The organism is Streptomyces sp. ADI95-17 (genome assembly GCF_003846175.1).
GTDB lineage: Bacteria > Actinomycetota > Actinomycetes > Streptomycetales > Streptomycetaceae > Streptomyces > Streptomyces sanglieri.
The window spans coordinates 1,578,744-1,599,473 of the sequence record NZ_ML123044.1 but is presented as its reverse complement, the minus strand read 5'-3'; the positions used below and the strand labels follow the sequence as shown (position 1 = coordinate 1,599,473).

Below are 20,730 nucleotides of genomic sequence, written 5' to 3'. Positions count from 1 at the left end.
AGGCCCCCGCCGTTGCCGAGCCAGAAGCCGAGCGTGCCGAGCGCCAGGGCTATGACGACGGGTACGAAGACGGCGGAGATCCGGTCCGCGAGGCGCTGGGCCGCCGCCTTGCCGTTCTGCGCGTCCTCGACCAGCTTCGCCATCCGGGCCAGCTGGGTGTCGGCGCCGATCCGGGTGGCCTCGACGACGAGCCGGCCGCCCGCGTTGAGCGTCGCCCCGGTGACGGAGTCGCCGACGCCGACCTCCACGGGCACGGACTCACCGGTCAGCATCGACGCGTCCACGGCCGAGGCACCCTCGACGACGGTGCCATCGGTGGCGATCTTCTCGCCGGGGCGGACCAGGAACCGGTCCCCGACCTGGAGTTCGGCGGTCGGCACGGTCACCTCGTGGCCGTCGCGCAGCACGGTCACTTCCTTGGCGCCGAGTTCGAGCAGCGCCTTGAGGGCCGCGCCCGCCTTCCGCTTGGACCGGGCCTCGAAGTAGCGGCCGGCCAGGATGAACGCGGTGACCCCGGCGGCGGCCTCCAGGTAGATGTTGCCCGCGCCGTCGCTCCGTCCGATGGTCAGCTCGAAGGGGTGCGTCATCCCGACCATGCCCGCCGTCCCGAAGAACAGCGCCCAGAGCGACCAGAGGAACGCGGCCGTGGTGCCGACCGAGATCAGCGTGTCCATCGTCGCCGCGCCGTGCCGGGCGTTGGTGAACGCGGCCTTGTGGAACGGCCAGGCGGCGTATGCGACGACCGGCGCCGTCAGGGTCAGCGAGAGCCACTGCCAGTAGTCGAACTGGAGCGCCGGGACCATCGACATCGCGATCACCGGCACGGCGAGCGCGACGGCGGTCAGCAGCCGCTGCCGCAGGGGCCGCAGCTCGTCGGCCTCCGCGGCCTCGGGGGCGCCCTCCTCGGTGGTGTGCACCGGGGGAGCGGGCTCGTGCGCGGTGTAGCCGGTTTTCTCGACGGTGGCGATCAGGTCCTGTACGGAGATGTCCTCGCCCCGGTAGCTGACCTTGGCCTTCTCGGTGGCGTAATTGACGGTGGCCTCGACACCGTCCATCCGGTTGAGCTTCTTCTCGATGCGGGCCGCGCAGGAGGCGCAGGTCATGCCGCCGATCGCGAGCTCGACCTCTGCGGCGGTGCCGGTGGCGGTGCCGGTGCCGGTTGTGGCGGTGTGCGCGGACACGATGTCCTCCCTGGCGGTGGCGTTCGGAGCATTCATACCCCTGGGGGGTATCCATTGATGATTCAGGTATACCCCCCTCCCGTATAAAACGCAAGGGTGGGTCTGCCACCCGGGCTGGGATCGTGAGCGTTCGATCACGCGGCGTGCGGCCGACCTCACGTATCTTCACCTGGCATTGAGGCTGCGTCCTCGATGTACTGACCCGTAGGCTGGCCATTGGACTAGACCTATTGATGCTTCCTGGAGGATTGGGATCCCATGAGCAACCGTGCAGTCCTGGAGGTGATCGCTCTCGACGCGGAGGACGCGATCGCGGCCCAGGCGGGTGGTGCAGACCGGCTTGAGCTGGTCACCGACATGGCGGCGGACGGCCTGACCCCGTCCTGTGCGACCTTCGCGGAGATCCGGGCGGCGGTGGACATTCCGCTGCGGGTGATGCTCAGGGTGGCCGACGGCTTCGCGGCCGGCGACATCGAGGTGCTGGTGGCGAAGGCGCGCGAGCTGCGCGCGGCGGGCGCGGAGGAATTCGTGCTCGGCTTCCTCGACGCCGAGGGGCACCCGGACCTGGTCGCCGTCGAACGGCTCGTCGCCGAGCTGGACGGCTGCCGCTGGACCTTCCACCGCGCGATCGACCGGGCCGTCGACCGGGACGCCCTGCGCAAGCAGCTGGCGGACCTGCCCGGCCTGGACACGTACCTCACCGCCGGTTCGGCGAAGGGCGTCGACGACGGCATCCCGACGCTGCTGGTGGAGGCGGCGCGCAAGGGCGAACCCGGGTACGAGCCGCAGATCCTGGTGGGCGGCGGGCTGCGGCTCGAACACCTGCCGGAGCTGCTGGCCGCGGGCATCGACGCGGTGCACATCGGCGGTGCGGCGCGTCCGCACGGGTGGTCGGGGCCGGTGGACGCGGCGGCGGTGCGGGAGTGGCGGACTGTGCTCGACGCGTAGCGGGGTGGGGGGTGGGGCTGGGGTCCGGGGGCAGCGCCCCCGGACCCCAGCCCCTCAGACGCCGGAGGAGCTCACGGGCGCAGCTCGGCCGGCAGCTCCGCCGCGTGCACCACCGTCAGGCCCGACACCGCACGCGTCAGCGCCACGTACAGCCGGCGCAGGCCCGTCCGCTCGTCCGGTTCGCCGTCGACCACCGCGGCCGGCTCGTCCAGTACCACGTAGTCGTACTCCAGGCCCTTCGCCAGCGACGCGGGGACCAGGGTCAGGCGGGAGTCGGCGGTCGTCTCCTCGCCGGGGGAGAGGTACGTGTGCCCCGCCGCGGCCAGGGCCTGCGCCAGCGCCGGGATCCGGGCGTCGGCCGCGATCAGGCCGATCGAGCCCTCCCGCGTCAGCGACTCGTCGCACGCCGCGAGCACCGCCGCGTCCAGCTCCGCCGGGCCGGCCACCCGCCGTACCTCCAGCGAGCCCGGCGACTCACGCACCGACTCCACCGGGGCGAGGCCCGGCGAGATCGCCGGGAGCAGCCGGGAGGCGTACGCGATCACCTCGCGCGGCACACGGAAGCCCGCCGTCAGCTCCTCCACCACCGCGTCCGACTTGCCGAGATGGTGCAGCGCCTGTGCCCAGCTCTCCGTCGACCACGGCGTCGTGCCCTGCGCCAGGTCACCGAGGACCGTCGCCGAACCGGTCGTGCAGCGGCGGCCCACCGCCCGGTACTGCATGGGGGACAGGTCCTGCGCCTCGTCGAGCACCACATGGCCGAGCGAGTGCGTACGCGCCACCAGATCGCCGGCCTCGTCGATGAGCACCGCGTCCGCCGCCGACCACTTCGCCGACTTCACGCTCCGGGCCGGCTTCTCCCACAGGATCGTCTTCTGCTCGTCCTCGGTGAGCAGACCCTCCGCGTGCGCGGCCAGGAACTCCGCGTCCGACAACAGCCGCAGCACCAGCTTCGCCGGGTCGACGGCCGGCCAGATCGCCTTCACGGCCGCCTTCACGGCGGGGTTGCGGGCCACCGCGTTCTGCACCCGGTCGTCGGGGGCCTCGCCCGCCTCCTCCATCCGGACCAGGACGGCGTGCGCGATGCGCTGCGGAAGCGCGTCGTGGGCGGCCCCGTACCGCATGTCCCGGGCCAGCAGCTCGTCGACCATCTCCGCGACCTCGTACGCGGGCACCCGCCAGCGCCGCGAACCGCGCACCACCACGACCGGCTCCACCGGGGGCGTCACATGCGAACGGATCGCCCGCCGCAGCACCTCGGCCATCCGGGCGTCGCCCTTGACGACGGCGGCGGCCGCCGGGTCCGTACCGCGCACCTCGACGCCGGCCGTGACCAGGTCGTCGACGGTCGCCTGCTGCACCGCCAGCTCGCCCAGGGCCGGCAGCACCTGCTCGATGTACTGGAGGAAGGACCGGTTCGGCCCGATGACCAGCGTGCCGGTACGGGCCAGCCGCTCGCGGTGCGCGTACAGCAGATACGCCACCCGGTGCAGGCCGACGGCCGTCTTGCCGGTGCCGGGCCCGCCCTGCACGCAGACCGTGCCGCCCAGCTCGCTACGGACGATCTCGTCCTGCTCCGGCTGGATCGTCGCGACGATGTCCCGCATCGGGCCGACGCGCGGCCGCTCGATCTCCGCCTGGAGGAGCTTGCTGGTCTGCGCGGCCTCGGTGGGGTCGGTGAGGTGCTCGTCCTCGTACGCGGTCAGCTCACCGCCGGTGTAGCCGAACCGGCGGCGCTGCCCCACGTCCTGGGGGTCCTTCCTGGACGCCCGGTAGAACGGCTGCGAGACGGGCGCGCGCCAGTCGATGACCATCGGGTCGCCGTCGGAGTCGTGGACATGGCGGCGCCCGATGTAGAACTGCTCGCCCTCCGCCCCCTCGGCCTGCTCGGCACCGACCCGGTGCAGATAGTCCAGGCGGCCGAAGAAGAGCGGGGTGTGGGCGAGATCGGCGAGCGACTTGATGCGCTCGTCGATCTGGGCCTGAAGGACGGCCGCGTTGACCCAGTTCGCGGTGACGTCGCGGATGTCCAGGGCCTGGGCGTCCTCGCGCATGGCGCGCAGCGCGGCGCGGGACGCGGTGAGATGGGCGCGTTCGCGAGCCAGTGGATCGGTGGTGGTGTCGCTTTCGTGTTCGTGCGCGGGCACGGTGTTGCCTCCGGCTGTTCAACGCAGGACGGCGGACCGCATCCGGCCCCGGTCGGTGCTCGGGGGCGATGCGGTCCGCTCGGGGATCGATCACGGGTACGCGCAGCAGGTGCGCGTACGGCTGTCGGCCGGTTTCCGTCCGGTCGGCGGCGCTCCCCCGGCTGCCGGCGCGGGCCCTGGCGGGCCGCCGGTACCACGGTGCGGGAGGCGGGCAGACCGGCGATTGTATCGACCGCGTCCACCGGGGGCGAACGAATTGATTTCGGGTCCATCCCGTAGGGGACGGCATGCGACCGCAGACCTACTCGGACCGCCGCCGGGTTCCGCCCGTGGGTCTACCCGGGCCTCCGCCGGATTCAGCCCGCGGGCCGATGCCCGTACCGGCCGGGCGCAGGACCATGGATACATGAGCACCGTCCTTCTGAACCCCCGCAGGACCGGCCCCGCGCACGGCGCGACCGCGGCCACCGGTCACCACCGCAGCCACCGCGTCGGCGACGCCGTGCGCGCCGTCAAGGTCTTCACCCGCGCCGCGTTCGGCGTGCTCGTGCTCGGCGAGTACGCGGAGGAGGCGGAGAAGGCGGGCGTCCGCCGCCGCGAGCACTGAGCACCCACAACGGTGGGCGGCCCGGCCCTGCTCCTGACGCTCGGCGGCTGACCCGGTCAGGACGCAGCAGGTCCGGACGCAGCAGGTCAGGACGCAACCGCTCAGGACGCGGCTGGTCAGGACGCGCGGCCGGCCCGCGTACACGGACCGGCCACCTGCCTCAGTTGTCCGTCAGCAGTTCGTCCGCGTCCACGATCCGGTACGCGTACCCCTGCTCGGCCAGGAACCGCTGGCGGTGCGCCGCGAAGTCCTGGTCGATCGTGTCGCGCGCGACCACCGAGTAGAACCGCGCCTCGTGCCCGTCAGCCTTCGGCCGCAGCACCCGGCCCAGCCGCTGCGCCTCCTCCTGGCGGGAGCCGAACGTTCCCGACACCTGGATGGCGACGGTCGCCTCCGGCAGGTCGATCGAGAAGTTCGCGACCTTCGAGACCACCAGGACGTTGAGCTCGCCCTCCCGGAACGCGTCGAAGAGCTTCTCGCGCTGGGCGTTGCTCGTCTCGCCCTTGATCACCGGTGCGTTCAGATGCTCACCCAGCTCGTCGAGCTGGTCGATGTACTGCCCGATGACCAGGGTCTGCTCGCCGCGGTGCTTGCGCACCAGCGCCTCCGTCACCTTCCGCTTCGTCGCCGTCGTCGCGCAGAACCGGTACTTCTCCTCGGCCTCCGCGGTCGCGTACGCGAGCCGCTCCGAGTCCGTCAGATTGACCCGTACCTCGACGCAGTCGGCCGGCGCGATGTAGCCCTGCGCCTCGATCTCCTTCCACGGGGCGTCGAACCGCTTGGGCCCGATCAGCGAGAAGACGTCCGACTCGCGGCCGTCCTCACGCACCAGGGTCGCCGTCAGCCCGAGCCGCCGCCGGGCCTGGAGATCGGCGGTGAACTTGAAGACGGGCGCGGGCAGCAGGTGCACCTCGTCGTAGATCACCAGCCCCCAGTCGCGGGAGTCGAACAGCTCCAGGTGCGGATAGACGCCCTTGCGACGGGTCGTCAGCACCTGGTACGTGGCGATGGTGACCGGCCGGATCTCCTTGCGGGTACCGCTGTACTCGCCGATCTCGTCCTCGGTCAGCGAGGTCCGCTTCACCAGCTCGTGCTTCCACTGCCGGGCCGAGACGGTGTTCGTCACCAGGATCAGCGTGGTCGCCTTGGCCTCGGCCATCGCACCGGCCCCGACCAGCGTCTTGCCGGCACCGCAGGGCAGCACCACGACGCCCGAGCCGCCGTGCCAGAACCCCTCGACGGCCTGCTTCTGGTACGGCCGCAGCGCCCAGCCGTCCTCGGCCAGCTCGATGGGGTGCGCCTCGCCGTCCACGTAACCGGCGAGGTCCTCGGCCGGCCAGCCCAGCTTCAGCAGCGTCTGCTTGATCTGCCCGCGCTCGGACGGGTGCACGGCCACGGTGTCGGGGTCGATCCGCGCCCCGACCAGCGGCTGCACCTTCTTCGAGCGGAGGATCTCCTCCAGCACGGGCCGGTCGGTGGAGGTCAGCACCAGTCCGTGGACCGGGTGCTTGGAGAGGGTGAGGCGGCCGTACCGGGCCATCGTCTCGGCGATGTCGACGAGCAGCGCGTGCGGAACGGGATAGCGCGAGTACTGCACGAGTGCGTCGACGACCTGCTCGGCGTCGTGCCCGGCGGCCCGCGCGTTCCACAGCCCGAGCGGGGTCAGCCGGTAGGTGTGGATGTGCTCGGGCGCACGCTCCAGCTCCGCGAAGGGCGCGATCGCACGACGGCAGGCATCGGCCTGGTCGTGGTCGACCTCCAGGAGGAGTGTCTTGTCGCTCTGGACGATGAGGGGTCCGGTCACGCGCGTCGGCCCTTTCTGCGGGGTGCGGCCGCGGCATGCGGCCAAACGTCCAGTGTGCCGCATGCCGCGGCCGCGGCGCGTGTGTTGTCGGGCACGGGCACGGCCCTGCCGGCCCGGTACGCCGGTGGTGGTCGCGTTCGCCGGTCGGCCCGTCCGCCGGTCAGCCCGCCGGTCGGCCCCTCCGCCGGTCAGTCCGTCCGGCGGTGGCCCCGTCCTTCGGGGAGCCGGCCCAGGTGCACGGCGGCGTGGGCGGTCAGCGCCAGTTGCCGGACGTCCTCGGTGAAGGTGTCGACGCGGATCCTGCGTCCATCGGTCAGAACGATGTTGCAGGTGAAGCCCATCCCGCGGGCCTCGGCCAGTGGTCGGCCGTCCTCGCCGTGCGCGCCGACGGACGCGATGTCCTGCCACGGGATCAGAGTGGCGGTGCCCGCCACGCGGTGGGTGAGCCCCCGTTCGTGGACGTCGAAGCACTGCTCACGGGTACGGAACCCCTGGACCAGCCGCCAGATGCCCAGGCCCAGCCCCACCAGCCCGACGCCGAGCAGCAGCCCGGCCAGCTCCGGGGCCCCGTCGGTGGTGCCGATCGACGCGACGGCGACCGGCACCCCGAAAGCCGTGCCCACCGCTCCGACGAGGAGCATGATTCCGGCGTGCCTCAGCCGTCTGCTCCCGTCCGTACGGTGCTCGCGGACGAATCCCCCCAGCTGTCTGGCCGCTTCGGTGCGCCGCATGACATCCCCCTCCAGCGTCGTGAACACGTCAGAGTTTGCCCTGCGGCCGCCCGGCCCACCCCCGATTCGCACGCATCTCCATGCCCGGCGGTGACCGATGGGGATGGGGTACGTGCCGCGGGTGCATGCGGAAGCGAGTCGTCGTGTGGAGGGCGACGCAGGCCGGGGTAATCACTCCGGCCCGAAGGGGTGACAACTCTATGCAATGTCGTTTGACCGGAAGTATTGTCGTTTACCGACGAGAACGCCCAGTCAGCGACACCATTCGATGCTTGGAGGAGTGCCGTGCTGCTTCGGTTCCAGGTCACGAATCACGCTTCGCTCCAGGATGAGCAAGAGCTGTCGCTCGTCGTCGGGGACCATCACCCGGAGCGGGCCGAGGCGGAGCTGCCGGACGGCAGTGTGCGTGTGGTCCCTGTCGTCGCGGTGTACGGCACCAACGCCTCGGGGAAGTCGAACCTCCTCGACGCGCTCCGCTGGATGCGCTCGGCGGTGCTTTCGTCCTTCCGCCGTTGGGATCCCAATGGCGGAGTTCCGCGGCGGCCGTTCGCCCTTCGTCGGGAGGCCGCCTCGTATCCGAGCTCTTTCGCCGTCGACTTCGTCGTGGGCGGTGTCCATCACCAGTTCGGTTTCTCGGTCGATGACGACCAGGTGACCGAGGAGTGGCTCTACTACTACCCCGAGGGCCGGCAACGCCGCCTCTACGAGCGCGGTGCGGACGGCAAGGTGACCTTCGGACGCTGGCTCACCGGGAGGCGCAAGCTGATCGCTGAGCTGCTGCGGCCAAACAGTCTCTATCTGTCGGTCGCCGCTGCTCAGGGCCATGACCAGCTCAGCGAGGTGTTCCGCTGGTTCGGGTTCGGGCTGCGCATGGCGACGGATCACGATTTTCCGCAGCGGCTGGACCAGACGGTGCAGCTCTGCCTCGCCGACGAGGGGGAACACACCGCGGCATCGGCGATGGCTCTGCTCCGGTTCGCGGATCTCGGTGTTTACGGGCTGGAGATCAAGGAATGGGACGAAGCGGCCCGGGAGGACCACAAGCGGATCACCCAGGCGCTCCGGGACGCGCTGGGCGACAAGGTCCGTGTCCAGCAGGAGCAGGCCCGACGTGTGCGGGTCGAGCACCGCACGGCCGATGGGGTCTTCCCACTCGATCTCGCCTACGAATCGAGCGGAACACGTACCTGGATCGGCCTGATCGGTCCGGTGATCACCACGCTGGAGACGGGAGGAGTCCTCTGCGTGGACGAGCTGGACGCCCGGCTGCATCCCTACCTCGTCGATGCCTTGGTCGGTATGTTTCAGTCGCCCGAGATCAACCGCGCCGGAGCTCAACTGGTATTCAGTACCCATGAAGCGGCGCTTCTCGGCCGGAATGTGCGGACAGAACTCTTCAGGGATCAGGTGTGGTTCACCGAGAAGGACCCGCATACGCTCGCGACGCGGTTGTTCCCCATGACGGAGTTCTCGGTGCGGGATTCCGCCGACAACCTGGAAAAGCGGTATCTGGGTGGGCGTTACGGGGCTGTGCCGCACTTGGACGACGAATTGCTGCGGGACATGAGCGTGGCATTCAGGCATGGGGGTGGGCGTGAATCGGGGAAAGCCGCTGAAGCGGACGAAGGGCGTACGCCCGGAACAGCGTAGGTTCCTGATCTACTGCGAGGGGGCGTGTACGGAGGACCAGTACTTCAAGGGGCTGAGGACCGACCTGCGTTCTCTTCCGGTGGCCATCTGTCTCGGTGGTGAGCACGGTGAGCCGAAGTCGCTCGTCCGCGCGGCGATCGACCATCAGAAGCGCGCGCCCCACTCCGCGGGCGACCGGTGGACGGAGTACGACGAAGTCTGGTGCGTGATCGACGTCGAAGCGCCGGTTCCGCATGAGGGTCTGACAGCCGCGTTGAAACTGGCCCGACAGCACGGTGTCGAAGTGGCGCTCAGCAACCCCTGCTTCGAACTCTGGCTCCTGCTGCACTTCAAGGACATGTCGGGGTACTGCACATCGGCCGCTGCGCAGCGTGCTCTGGAAAGGCTCGACACCTGCGGCTACTCCGTCGACCGCAAAGTCTGCGCGCCGGACATGGGCAGGCCGAGCAGCGCGCGCAGGTGTTGCGGCAGCGGGCGACGAAGGGGCATGCGGACAAACCCTGGACGGACGTCGACCGGCTGGTCGGGCTGTTGAGAGCGGCGCGGTACGGAGGACGCCCGGGGAGCCGGGAGCGCGGCAACCGCTGACGCGCTCCGCCCTTGGGCCGTGGCGTCATCACCGTCGCTCTACGCGATGACATGGCGTGCGTCGGTGTACGTGCGGAGGGCGGCGCGGGACGGTCGGCATCCTTCGGAGCGTGCTGCGGACTACGAGGATCCCGCCGAGTCCTGGAGAGCCGCAAGTGCCCAGCGGCGTGTCTGCGGCCCGAGGGCGGGGCCGAGAGCGGAGCTGATCCCGCCCGATTGCGTACAGCGCATGCAGCACCCACCAGGAGCCCTGCGCGGGATGGGAGAGCCAGTGGTTGCCTCCCGCGGGGAGGCGATACGTCCTGGGCAAAGGCCGAGAGCGTCCCTGGGAGCGGCGCGCGCCCGCCGACGCGGCAGCTATTGGCGCATTCTCCGAGATTGTTCCTGAAGACGTGCGGCGTGGGCGACCAGCTCCGTGTCGCCAGTTTCCCGGAACGCGGCTGCGGATTCGCCAAACGCGATGTGCGCCGCAGTCGGATCGCCGGTGCGCAGAACGGCGAGTCCGAGGTTGAGCAGAGCACGGGCCTCATGGTGCCGCTCGCCCAGACGCCTGTACAGAGCGACCGCCGCCGACTGGTTCTGTACGGCATCGGCGTAACGGCCCGACAGCTCGAGAGCTGTCCCCAAGTTGGTCAGCGTCATTGCCTCCGTGTGCGGATCACCGTTCCTACGGCTCCCTTCGACCGCCGATTTCAGCGGGTCGATTGCTCTGTCCGGCTGCCCGGCCTGGATGAGAATCACTCCGAGATGGTTCTGTGCTTGAGTGACCATGTGCTCGTCGCCCAGTGAGTCCATGATGTCCAATCCATGGGTGAGCCGGCGGATCGCTTCCTGCGGGCCACGTGCGTCACGGTTCATGGCCAAGGCCAGCCCAATGTTCGACTCGGCCAGGCCCTCGCTGTACAGATCCTTGGTTTCCCTGGCGGCTGCCAGCGCGTGTTCATGGGCATCGAGGGCGCCCAGAAGGTCTCCCATGTCGCGCAGGACCATCCCCAGATTGTTGAGCGCTACGCCCTCACCGCTGCGGTCACCGGCGGCTTGGCAGATGGCGATGTCCTCGGTGAAGGCTTCGGCGGCCTCCGGCAGTCTGCGCAAACTGTGCAGCGCCTTGCCAAGGTTGGTGTGGGTCATGCCGACGAGACGACGGTCGGTCACCGGCGTGTACAGGGCCAGAGCCTGCCGGAGTACGTTCACCGCCTCGTTCGGCAGGTTCATCTGCTGATAGGCCAGGCCGAGGTTGTTCAGGGTAGCGGCCACGGCATTGGAGTCACCGTTTTCTTGCTGCAGACGCTGTGCTTCTCGGTACGAAGCTACGGCGTCGTCGAATCGGCGCAGCTCACGCTGTGCTGTGGCCAGGTTGTTCAGCACGCTTGCTTCGGCGCTCTCGATCACGGGATCGCTCAAGGCGCGGATCGTCTCCAGCGCTGCGAGAGCCAGCGCGACGCACTCCTCGAAGCTACGCCGCCAGCGCTGGTAGTCGATCAGTGAATAGTGCAGCTGAAGCAGCACTTCGGGCCGCCCTGTCTGCGGACCGGTGACGGCAGCGGCGAGGAGGTTGGCATGTTCTGCGTCCAACCAGGCCAGGGCGGCGTCCCGGTTCGGGAACAGGGGATCGGGGGCGGACCCTGCGTCCATGTGGGTGTCAGCGGCGTGCGCGGTGGTGACGTAGTGCACGAACAGCCGCTCCAGGGCGGCTTCTCGTTCGTGTGGAGCATCCTCTGCGTGACACAGCTCGTCCGCGTACAGGCGCATGAGGTCGTGCATGCGCCAGCGCCCGAAGGATGATCCGGGTTCGATGAAGTGTCCTCGAACGAGCAGGAGCAGGAGCCCCTCCGCATCGTCTGAAGTCATGTCGGCCAACTGCGCCACCGTCTCGGTCGCGAGGTCCGGACCGGGATTGAGCGGCAACAGCCGGAAGAGCCTGGCCTGGTCCGGCCGCAGCTGTCGGTACGAGAGGTCGAAGGCCGCACGTACGGCGAGGTCTTCGCGGCTGAGCCGTTCCAGACGGCGGTGCGCGTCACTCAGCGCATTGGCCATGGAGCGCAGAGGCCGGGAGGGTACGTCGGCCAACAGGGAGCCGACGATGGACAGGGCCAGGGGCAGCCCGCCGCACAAGGATGCAATCTCGTCAGCTGATGTGGGCTCATCCGCTACCCGGGTGTCTTCCGGGCCCACCAGCCCGTGCAGACTTCGGGCCACGAACTTCACGGCATCCTGTTGTTCGAGAACTGACAAATTGAGCATCCGGGCGCCCAGGTCGCTCAGCGTGTGCCGAGTGGTGATCAGCGCGGGGATGCGCGCATCGCCCGGGAGGAGTGGGCGGACCTGGGCGCTGTCCATAGCGTTGTCCAGCACCAGCAGGATCCGTCGCTGCTCTGCCGCGTAGGTTGCGAGGACGGAGCGGTACAGACGTTCCCGATCCGCCATGCCCTCCGGGACGTATTCGTCCGGTACGGCCAGGGATCGCAGCAGCGAGCCGAGAGCGCGGTGCGGGCTGATACGGCGTCGCTCGTCGTACCCGAAAAGGTCGATGAAGAGAACCCCGCCCGGCAGCAGGCCCGGTGTACCCAGCGCCCGGTGTACCACTTGTAGAGCGAGTTCGGTTTTGCCGACGCCGGGAAGACCGGAGATCACGTGTTTCGTGCCCGTTGTCTCAGGGGCATGGCGCATCGCCTCCAGCAATGTGCTGGTCTCCGACTCGCGGCCCGTGAAGGTCGGATGGGCGGCCGGCATGCCAGTGAGGGAGGGCGGAAGAGTCGAGGGGAGTTGGAGAGTTACCTGGGCGCCTTGGACCACCGTGCTGAAATGGAGCCTGCCGCTGATCTCGTTGCGGACATCCTGCCTGTTGTACGAACCGGTCACAGATTCCTCGCCCCCATCCACTGCTGCAGCCTCGCAGCAGGGACGCTCGCACGCTTCCCCGACAGGCGCCGGTGACGCGTGGCGCGCACCCTGACACGCCGACCCAGCTCCTCGGACCGAATGAGCCAGCGTATCGATCAGGTTGCCGGTCGCGGGGTCAAGTCGTCTGGTCGTCCGCCAGTTCCGCGACGCCCGTGATGCGGTGCAGCGGGTACGTACGTACCTCGTCCGCCGTGTGGTCGTACGCCGTGACGAAGCCGCCCTCGACCCGGACCGGGGCGATGACCCGCTGGCTGGCGGCGCCGTCCGCGTTCACGTAGCCGATCCAGAGCGCCGAGCCGGTCATCGCGGCGGCCTGGACGGTGGCGAGGGTCTCGGCGGAGGTCGTACGGGGCAGCGAGCCGGGCGCGGCCGCGGTGGCGCCGGGGGACTCCGGGGCGTCCTTGCGGACCACCGTGGCGGCCGTGTCCCCGGCCCGGATCGCCCGTACCGCCGCGCCGAGCAGGGTGGCGTCCGGCACCGGAGGGCCCTCGGGCACGGGGACGGGGGCCGTGCGGGGCGGGGTGCGGCGGGCGCCCGCGCGGGTGATCAGCACGTCGCCCTCGGCGGACTCGGCGGCCGGGGCGTAACCCATCTCGCGCAGCCCTTCGAGCAGGGACGCCGGGTCGACCTGGGCGGCCAGGGCGGTCGGCGCGAGACGGCGCAGCCGCAGGGTGACCGAGCGCTTGTCGGCCAGGATCTCGTTCAGCACGGCCTCGTCGTCGCAGCGCACGTACGAGGAGGCGGCGCCGATCCGCAGATGGCCGTGGCGGCGGGCCACGTCGTCGATGAGGTAGCTGAGCGGCTGCGGGACGGGCGTGCGGCTGTGCGCGGCGAGGAAGGCGTGCAGGTCGGCCGCGGACTGCCCGGCGTCCAGAGCGCGGCGCACCGAGCCGGGGGTGAAGCGGTAGACCGTCGCGCCGCCCTTCGACTCGATGTCCGCCAGGGCGGAGAGCATGTCGGCCAGGGGGCGTTCCAGCGGGCCGGGGGCGACGGCCGTGAGGTCGGCCTGGAGCAGGACGTGGTCCAGCGGCTCCGGGATGAGCGGCGCGAGCAGCGCGGCGGCCTCGGCCGGTCCGGCGTCGAGCAGGGCGCGGGTGTGCGTGGCGAGCGCGCCGCGGCCGGTGATGCCGAGCAGCTCGGACTCGTTGAGCGTCCACAGGGCGATCCGGGACCGCAGATCGGTGGTGTCCCCGGCGGAGACGGAGGCGCCGCGCAGGGGGCGCTCCCAGCGCATCCGGGCGAGGACGGTCTCCGGGTCGGGGGCGGTGCCGGGCTCCAGGGCAGCGAGCAGGGCGAGGACCCGGTGCCGTACCTCCGGGGCGGCGGAGCGGTCGAGCTCGGGGCCCAGCGCGGACAGGGCCCGGCCCTTGGCGTCCTGGCCGCCGACGAGGCCCGAGGTGCGGGTGGCGGCGAGCCAGGCGGTGGCGAGGTGCGTCCAGCGGTCCTGCGCGGGGAGTTCGGCCCAGTCGTCGTACGCGGGCGTCGGCGCGTACCGCTCGTCGGCCTCGCCGTCGGAGGCCAGCAGCCCGGCCGCGAAGGCGAGTTCGGCCCAGAACGCGGCGACCGGCTCGGGGACCTCCAGGGCGGTGGCGGTCCGCTTCAGCTCGCGGACGCTGAGCCCGCCGGCCCGCAGTATCGGGGGCCCGCCGCCGTTCCAGCTCTTCAGCAGCTCCTCGACGGTGTTCACGGCCAGCAGCGCCTGACCGGCCGCCGCGCTGTCCACAGCCTGTGGATCGCGGTTGGCGACCGCCTCCACGGCCGGCGGCCGCGGCTCCGGTACGCGGTGGGCGCGTCCCGCCCGCAGATGCAGGGCGGCCTCGCGGGGCAGCACCACGGTGCGGGTCGACACCGGCAGCAGCAGCCCGTGGTCGCGCAGCCACTTCACCGGCGGGGTGGGGTTCGGGGTCACCTCCCCGTACGGCGGCCCCCACACCAGCCGGTCCAGCACGGACAGGGCCTCGGCCGGGGCGGAGTCCAGCAGCTCGCCCATCCTGGCCCGGTCGGTGAAGAGCGCGGCCAGGGCGGTCACGGCGGAGACCGGGTCGTGCGTGGCGGGCAGCCCGGCCGCGGCCAGGATCTCCTGGAGGCGGCCCGGGGACATGCCGGAGGTCGCCTCGGCGACGGTCGGCCCGAGGCCGGTGGGCGAGGCGTGCTGCGGGGACGGCGCGAGGATCTCGCGCGCCGTGCGCACCAGCCGCAGCCGCTCGTCCTCGCCCCAGACGAGGGCCTGTTCGCGCAGCGTGGCCAGGGCACCGGGCAGCGCGTCGGAGATCGCCGCGCCCGCGTCGTCACGGTGCTCGCCGTCGTCCCGGCCGTCACCGGTGAGCAGCCCGAGCAGCGTCTCGTACGGGGCGGGGTCGGCGGCCACCGCGAGCGCCTCGGCGGTCTGCAGCGCGAACCGGTCGAGGTGCTCCAGCGCGCGTACGACCGAGGCACGGGTGCCGGCCCTGGTCGCGAGCTGGGTGATGTCGCCCGGCACCGGGTTGAGGAGATCGGGGCGGGCGCGCAGCAGCCCGGCCAACGACTCGTCGTCCCGGGCCCGGAGAGCTTCGGCGAGCGTCCGCGGTGGTGTGGTCATCCCCATCCGTCCCACGGTAGTCGCTCCGGACAGGCCCGAGGGCGCTACCGTCGGTGCAGGGCGGTAGAGGGGAACGATCGCGTGGGGATCGAGAGCGACCAGCTGGTCTACGACTATCTGAGCCGGGTCGGGGACCTGGCACAGCAGCAACAGCTGTCCTCGGCTGCCCGGATGAGGCTGGTCTCGACGCTCCGGGGCGAGATCGACCGGCAGCGCGGAAAGCAGTCCGGGGACAGCCCGGCGGCGGTCCGCCGCATCATCGGGAGGCTCGGCGAACCGGACGAACTGGTGGCCGCCGCGGCCGCGTCGGGCGACGGCACGGTGGAGCTCGCGGGGCGGCCGGAGCCCGCGCCGGAGGAGGCGCGGGGCATTCCGCGCCCACGCAAGGGGATGCTCCGCAAGGACGGCCGGAAAGACGGTTCCGGCAAGGGCGCGTCGCGGCCGCGGGAACCCGGACCCGATGCGCCGGACGCACCCGGTGCGCCCGATGCACCCGGTGCGCCCGAGGTGTCCGGCGTACCAGGGGCACGGGGCGGCCGGGTGCCGTCGCCGCCGCACATGGCCGGTACGGACGAGCTGGGTCCGTCCGGGAGCGAGCCCGACTGGTGGCGGGTCGAGCCGGGGCCGTTCGGCGAGGGCGTCGATGTACCGGGGTTCGTCGGCGGCGTCGAGATCCCGGACATGATGCAGCCGCCCCCGTCCCGGGACGCGGTGCCGCGCCCGCGCACGGCGGAGAACGGACCGGCGGACGGTGACGGGGACGAGGACGGCGGCCCGGAGGAGGACGAGGAGGAGGCGCCGAGGCGGCGCCGGCTTCCGGGACTGCGCCGCCGCGCCCCGCGCGAGCGCGGGGCGGGCGGCCACGGCGTCTCCCACCCGCTGCTGCTGCTCGCCGCCCTGCTGCTGGTGGCGGGCGTGGTGACGGGTTCCTGGCTGGCCCTGGCGGGCGGCTGGCTCCTCGCGTACAGCTCGCGCACACTGTCCCGCGCGGAAGCGAAGTGGGCCGCGATGGGGCTGCCGGGCGTGGTCGCGGCGGGCGCCCTGGTCTGGCTGTGGGGCCGGACCGAAGGCCGCTGGGGCGAGCCCATCGGTACCGGGCAGCTGGGCGACGCGATCGGCGAGATGTGGCCGTGGGTGGTGCGGGGGGCGGCCGTCGCCTCCGCGCTCTACCTGGTGTGGCGGTCACGGCGGCCACGCACCTGACGGCCGGGCGCTGAGCCGCCCGCCTCCGGCCGCTGGGCACGGCCGGTCGTCGCCCGTAACTCGCAGGGCCCGAGCCGGCCGTACCCGCCTGGGGGTCCGCCCGGCCTGAGCTGGCAGGCCCCGCCCGGGGCGCTGGGCCTGAGCCAGTCGCCCCCGCCCGGGGGTTCGCCAGGCCCGAGCCAGCCGTCCCCGCCCGGGGGTCCGACCGCCCCGCCCAGAACCGCCCCGCCCAGAACCGCGCCCCCGACTCAGCCCGCAATCTCAGCCCGTCGTCTCAGCCCGTCATCTTCGCCTGGAACTCGTCGAGGATCTTGCCCGCGGCGGTGTAGCCGATGCCGGCGATCCACAGTCGGTCGTCGACCTTGAAGACCTTGCCGTCCTTGGACGCCTTCAGGCCCTTCCACAGGCCGCTGTTCATCGTCTTGGTCGCGCCCGCCTTCGCCGGGTCGCCGTACGTCGACGTGAAGACGACGTCCGCGTCCGCGAGGTCGATCTTCTCGGGCGACACGTCGTACGAGAAGCCGTCCTTGGCCTTGTCGGTGATCGCGGGGCGGCCCATGCCCAGGTCGGCGAGGATCGAGCCGATGTAGTTCTGCTTGCCGTAGATGCGGATGTCGGCACCCTCGACGAAGCGGACGAAGTTGACCTCGGTGGCGGCGGCCTTCTCCTTGCCGCCGATCGCCTCGGTCACCTTCGCGACATGGGCGTCGTAGTCGGCGACGACCTTCTTCGCCTCGGCCTGCTTGCCGAGCGCCTCCGCGTGCAGCTGGAAGTTCTCCTTCCAGGCCGTTCCGGTGGACTCCGTCATCACGGTGGGGGCGATCGCGCGGAGCTGCTCGTAACGGTCCCCGTCCCGCACCTTGCTGGTGAGGATCAGGTCCGGCTTCAGCGAGGCGACGGTCTCCAGATTGGGGTTGGCGATCTCGCCGACCTGCTTGATGTTCTTCGTCCGGCTCGCCGGCAGGTACGAGGGGAAGCTGTCCTCCGACGCCGAGTGCGTCCCGCCGACCGGCTGCACCCCGAGGGTCAGCGCCGAGTCCAGCTCGCCGGTGTCCAGGACCACCACGCGCTCGGGGTTCACCGGGACCTTGACGTCGCCCATGGCCGTCTTGACGGTGTGGGTCTTCGCGGGGCCGGAGCCGCTGGCCTTGTCACCGGAGTCGGACGAGCCGCAGGCGGAGAGCGTGAGCGCGCCGGCCAGGGAGAGGGCGCCGAGCGCGAGGCCGCGGCGGCGGAGGGAGGTGGCCATGGGATGCCTTTCGTGGGGATCGGGGTGGTGGACCGGCACGGATGCGCCGGCGGGCCGGTCGCCGGGGTTACGGGGTCACGGCGCCGGGGTGGCCTGCCACGGTGCGCCCGGCACCACGAGCGGCGAACCGGTCACCGGGTCCGGGACGATCACCGCCTCCAGGCCGAAGACCTCGCGTACGAGACCGGCCGTGACGATGTCGTCGGGGCGGCCCTCGGCGACGATCCGGCCGGCCTTCATGGCGACCAGGTGGTCCGCGTACCGGGCGGCCTGGTTGAGGTCGTGGAGCACGGTGACGACGGTCCGGCCGCGGGTGCCGTCCGCCGCCCGGGCGGTGAGCCGGCGCACCAGGTCCAGGACCTCCACCTGGTGGGCGATGTCGAGGTACGTGGTCGGCTCGTCGAGCAGCAGCAGATCGGTCTCCTGGGCGAGCGCCATCGCGATCCAGACCCGCTGGCGCTGACCGCCGGACAGCTCGTCCACGGACCGGTCGCCGAGCGCGGAGACGTCCGTACGCTCCATCGCGTCGGTCACCGCCCGCTCGTCCTCGTCCGACCACTGCTGCCACCAGTGCTGGTGCGGCTGGCGCCCGCGGGCGACGAGGTCGCTGACGGTGATCGCCTCGGGGGCCACCGGGGTCTGCGGCAGCAGCCCGATCGACTGGGCGATCCTGCGGGTGGGGATCTTCGACAGCTCGGTGCCGTCGAGGAGGACCGCCCCGCCGCGCGGCTTGAGGAGCCGGCCGAGCGCGCGCAGGGTGGTCGACTTGCCGCAGGCGTTCGGGCCGACGATGACCGTGACCCGGCCGTCCGGGATGTCGAGGTCCAGCGAGTCGACGACGGTGCGGTCCTCGTACGCGAGCGTCAGCTCCCGTGCGGTGAGCCGGCCGGTCTCCGCGGCCTTCGCCGTGGCGGTCTCCGTGCTGCCGGACGTCGGGATCGAACTCATGCTGTGCCTCCACTACGGCCGCGACCGCCGCCCTGACCGCGGATGATCAGCCAGATCAGATACGGGGCGCCGACCGCCGCCGTCAGTACGCCCACCGGCAGTTCGGTGGGGGAGAAGAGCCTGCGCGCCAGCAGATCCGCGAACACCACGATCACCGCGCCGAGCAGTGCCGAGGAGAGCAGCGGGATCTGCGCGGTCCGGGTCATCCGGCGGGCGATCTGCGGGGCGAGGAGCGCCACGAAGTCGACCGGCCCGGCCGTCCCGGTGGCCACGGACGCCAGGACCACGCCGAGCGCGACCAGACCCAGCCGTACCCGCCCCAGCCGTACCCCGAGCGCGGTCGCGGTGTCGTCGTCCATCGATACGGTGCGCTGGGCGCGGGCCGCCCACAGCACGGCGGGCAGCAGGATCAGCAGCGTCCAGCCGATCGGCGCGGCCTCGGACCAGCCGCGGCCGTTGAGCGAGCCGGTCATCCAGATGTGTGCCTGCTGGGCGACCAGGTAGTCGCCCTTCGTCAGGAACAGTGTGGTGACCGAGCGCAGCGCGATGGCGAAGCCGATGCCGATGAGGACGAAGCGGGTGGCGTGCAGCCCGCCCCGCCAGGCGAAGACGTACACGAGCGCCGCAGCGGCCACCCCGCCGATCACGGAGAGGTAGGGCAGCACGGTGTACGAGGTGATGCCGAAGGTCATCGCGCCGACCGTGAGCGCGCTCGCGCCCTGGCTGATGCCGATGATGTCGGGGCTGGCGAGCGGGTTGCGGGCGACGGTCTGGATCAGCGCACCGGCGATCCCGAAGGCGGCGCCGACCAGCAGCCCCACCGTCATCCGCGGCAGCCGCAGCGTGCCCACGACCAGTTCGTCCGGGGACGGCTGCCCCAGCACCACCTTCACGACCTCGCCGGGCGCGACGAAGCTCTCGCCGACGCAGAGGTACGCGACACAGACGGCGGCCAGCAGCACGACGAGGGCGGCGGCGACCAGGGCCGCCCGCCGGTGCAGCAGGAACCTCCCCCGCGTCCCGATCCGTACGACCTGATACCCGGCGGGCCGCACCCGGACCTTCGTACCGGCGCTCATGCGGGCACCGCCTTTCGGCGTACGAGGGCGACCAGGAACGGCACCCCGATCAGCGCTGTCATCACACCCGCCGGGACCTCGCTCGGCGGGAACACGATCCGGCCGATCACATCCGACACCAGCAGCATCACGGGCCCGATCAGCGCCGCCATCGGCAGCACCCAGCGGTGGTCGGAGCCGACGACCGCGCGGGCGATGTGCGGGACGGCGAGCCCGATGAACGCGATCGGCCCGGCCGCCGCGACACCGACACCGGTCAGCACCGTGGCACCGACACCGCCGACCACCCGTACCATCGCGACGTTCTGCCCGAGCCCCTTCGCGACGTCCTCGCCGAGCGCCAGCGCGTCGAGCCCGCGGGCCACGGACAGCACCAGCACGACCCCCACCAGCAGGAACGGCCAGATCTGCTGGGCCACATCGGCCTCGCGCCCGGCGATCGATCCGACCTGCCAGAACCGGAACTCGTCCAGCGCGGACGCCTTGGTCGTCAGCACCGCCGAGACCACCGAGACCAGCAGCGCGTTGATGGCGGCACCGCCCAGCGCGAGCTTCACCGGGGTGGCGCCGCCGCGCCCGCTCGACGCGATCGCGTACACGGCGACGGAGGCGATCGCCGCCCCCGCGAAGCCGAACCACACGTACCCCGTCAGGCTGTGCACCCCGGCGAACGCGATGGCCAGCACCACACCCACCGAGGCGCCCTGGCTGATGCCGAGGATGCCGGGGTCGGCGATGGGGTTACGGGTGATGCCCTGGAGAACCGTGCCCGCGATGGCCAGCGCGGCGCCGACCATCAGCCCGATCAGGGTGCGCGGCACGCGCATGTTCCGGATGACTTCGGCGTTGTCGGAATGCCCGCCGTGCAGCAGCACGTCGAACACTTCGGACGGGGGTATGGAACGGGCCCCCACGGCCAGGCTGAGGAGTACCGCCACGAGCAGCGCCACGACGGCCGCCGCCGTCGCGAGTGCGCGTCTGGAGCGGCGTGGTGCGGCGGCTGACATCGGACCCAATCAGATGGCGAAGAACATCAAATGGCGAATAACAATGCGAAGGTAAGGCTTGGCTAAGTCTAAGCACCGTCGTTTCGGGCCCGAAGGCCGCACCGGG

The 20,730-nt window shown here is 71.5% G+C and carries 15 protein-coding genes; 5 read left to right on the top strand and 10 right to left on the bottom strand.

Features of this window, described 5'->3' with window-relative positions; translation table 11 throughout:
* A partial coding sequence (locus tag EES42_RS46010; protein ID WP_241196299.1) for a heavy metal translocating P-type ATPase occupies positions 1–1,181 on the bottom strand: 1,181 nt, incomplete at its 3' end.
* Positions 1,182–1,439: 258 nt separating this feature from the next.
* Here EES42_RS46010 and EES42_RS07210 point away from each other — a divergent pair.
* On the top strand, positions 1,440–2,129 hold the full coding sequence (locus tag EES42_RS07210; RefSeq protein ID WP_124717184.1) for a copper homeostasis protein CutC: 690 nt from the start codon (positions 1,440–1,442) through the stop codon (positions 2,127–2,129).
* 71 nt (positions 2,130–2,200) lie between these two features.
* Here the strand turns inward: EES42_RS07210 and EES42_RS07205 are convergent, their stop codons facing one another.
* Positions 2,201–4,276 carry a HelD family protein gene (locus EES42_RS07205; protein WP_124717183.1) on the bottom strand — a complete coding sequence of 692 codons (2,076 nt, stop codon included), beginning with the start codon at positions 4,274–4,276 and terminating at the stop codon, positions 2,201–2,203.
* Between the two features lie 406 nt (positions 4,277–4,682).
* Here EES42_RS07205 and EES42_RS07200 point away from each other — a divergent pair, with 406 nt between their 5' ends.
* Positions 4,683–4,883 (top strand): hypothetical protein, encoded by a 201-nt coding sequence (locus tag EES42_RS07200; protein ID WP_124717182.1) that lies wholly within the window; start codon positions 4,683–4,685, stop codon positions 4,881–4,883.
* A 160-nt stretch (positions 4,884–5,043) separates the two neighbouring features.
* Here EES42_RS07200 and EES42_RS07195 read toward each other — a convergent pair whose 3' ends face one another.
* A complete protein-coding gene (locus EES42_RS07195; protein WP_124717181.1) occupies positions 5,044–6,687 on the bottom strand; it encodes a DNA repair helicase XPB in 1,644 nt (547 codons plus the stop codon).
* A 188-nt stretch (positions 6,688–6,875) separates the two neighbouring features.
* The gene (locus EES42_RS07190) at positions 6,876–7,418 is read right to left on the bottom strand and encodes a hypothetical protein (RefSeq protein ID WP_124717180.1); all 543 of its coding nucleotides are present in this window, start codon (positions 7,416–7,418) and stop codon (positions 6,876–6,878) included.
* A 285-nt stretch (positions 7,419–7,703) separates the two neighbouring features.
* Between EES42_RS07190 and EES42_RS07185 the strand changes: the two genes are divergently transcribed.
* Both EES42_RS07185 and EES42_RS07180 read left to right on the top strand, forming a co-directional pair.
* A complete protein-coding gene (locus EES42_RS07185; RefSeq protein WP_124717179.1) occupies positions 7,704–9,068 on the top strand; it encodes an AAA family ATPase in 1,365 nt (454 codons plus the stop codon).
* Entirely contained in the window at positions 9,013–9,603 is a 591-nt protein-coding gene (locus tag EES42_RS07180; RefSeq protein ID WP_241196262.1) for an RloB family protein, read from the top strand. Before EES42_RS07185 ends, EES42_RS07180 begins: the two co-directional genes overlap by 56 nt.
* Before the next feature lie 410 nt (positions 9,604–10,013).
* On the opposite strand, the gene EES42_RS07175 is transcribed toward EES42_RS07180, so the two are convergent.
* Complete coding sequence (locus EES42_RS07175) at positions 10,014–12,389, bottom strand: tetratricopeptide repeat protein (RefSeq protein WP_124717178.1); 2,376 nt, start codon at positions 12,387–12,389, stop codon at positions 10,014–10,016.
* Between the two features lie 286 nt (positions 12,390–12,675).
* Positions 12,676–15,144, bottom strand: a complete 2,469-nt coding sequence (locus tag EES42_RS07170) for a helicase C-terminal domain-containing protein (protein WP_124717177.1) — start codon at positions 15,142–15,144, stop codon at positions 12,676–12,678.
* Between the two features lie 75 nt (positions 15,145–15,219).
* Here EES42_RS07170 and EES42_RS07165 point away from each other — a divergent pair, with 75 nt between their 5' ends.
* Positions 15,220–16,341, top strand: a complete 1,122-nt coding sequence (locus EES42_RS07165) for a hypothetical protein (RefSeq protein WP_124717176.1) — start codon at positions 15,220–15,222, stop codon at positions 16,339–16,341.
* 274 nt (positions 16,342–16,615) lie between these two features.
* On the opposite strand, the gene EES42_RS07160 is transcribed toward EES42_RS07165, so the two are convergent.
* The 4 genes from EES42_RS07160 to EES42_RS07145 all read right to left on the bottom strand — a co-directional run bounded on the left by EES42_RS07160 (position 16,616) and on the right by EES42_RS07145 (position 20,624).
* Positions 16,616–17,590 (bottom strand): ABC transporter substrate-binding protein, encoded by a 975-nt coding sequence (locus EES42_RS07160; protein ID WP_124717175.1) that lies wholly within the window; start codon positions 17,588–17,590, stop codon positions 16,616–16,618.
* 75 nt (positions 17,591–17,665) lie between these two features.
* Positions 17,666–18,538: an ABC transporter ATP-binding protein gene (locus EES42_RS07155; RefSeq protein ID WP_124717174.1), complete on the bottom strand. Its 873-nt coding sequence runs from the start codon at positions 18,536–18,538 to the stop codon at positions 17,666–17,668.
* Positions 18,535–19,617: a FecCD family ABC transporter permease gene (locus EES42_RS07150; RefSeq protein WP_124717173.1), complete on the bottom strand. Its 1,083-nt coding sequence runs from the start codon at positions 19,615–19,617 to the stop codon at positions 18,535–18,537. The genes EES42_RS07155 and EES42_RS07150 overlap by 4 nt, the downstream gene beginning before the upstream one ends.
* Entirely contained in the window at positions 19,614–20,624 is a 1,011-nt protein-coding gene (locus EES42_RS07145) for a FecCD family ABC transporter permease (RefSeq protein ID WP_124717172.1), read from the bottom strand. The genes EES42_RS07150 and EES42_RS07145 overlap by 4 nt, the downstream gene beginning before the upstream one ends.
* Between the last annotated feature and the right edge of the window lie 106 nt (positions 20,625–20,730).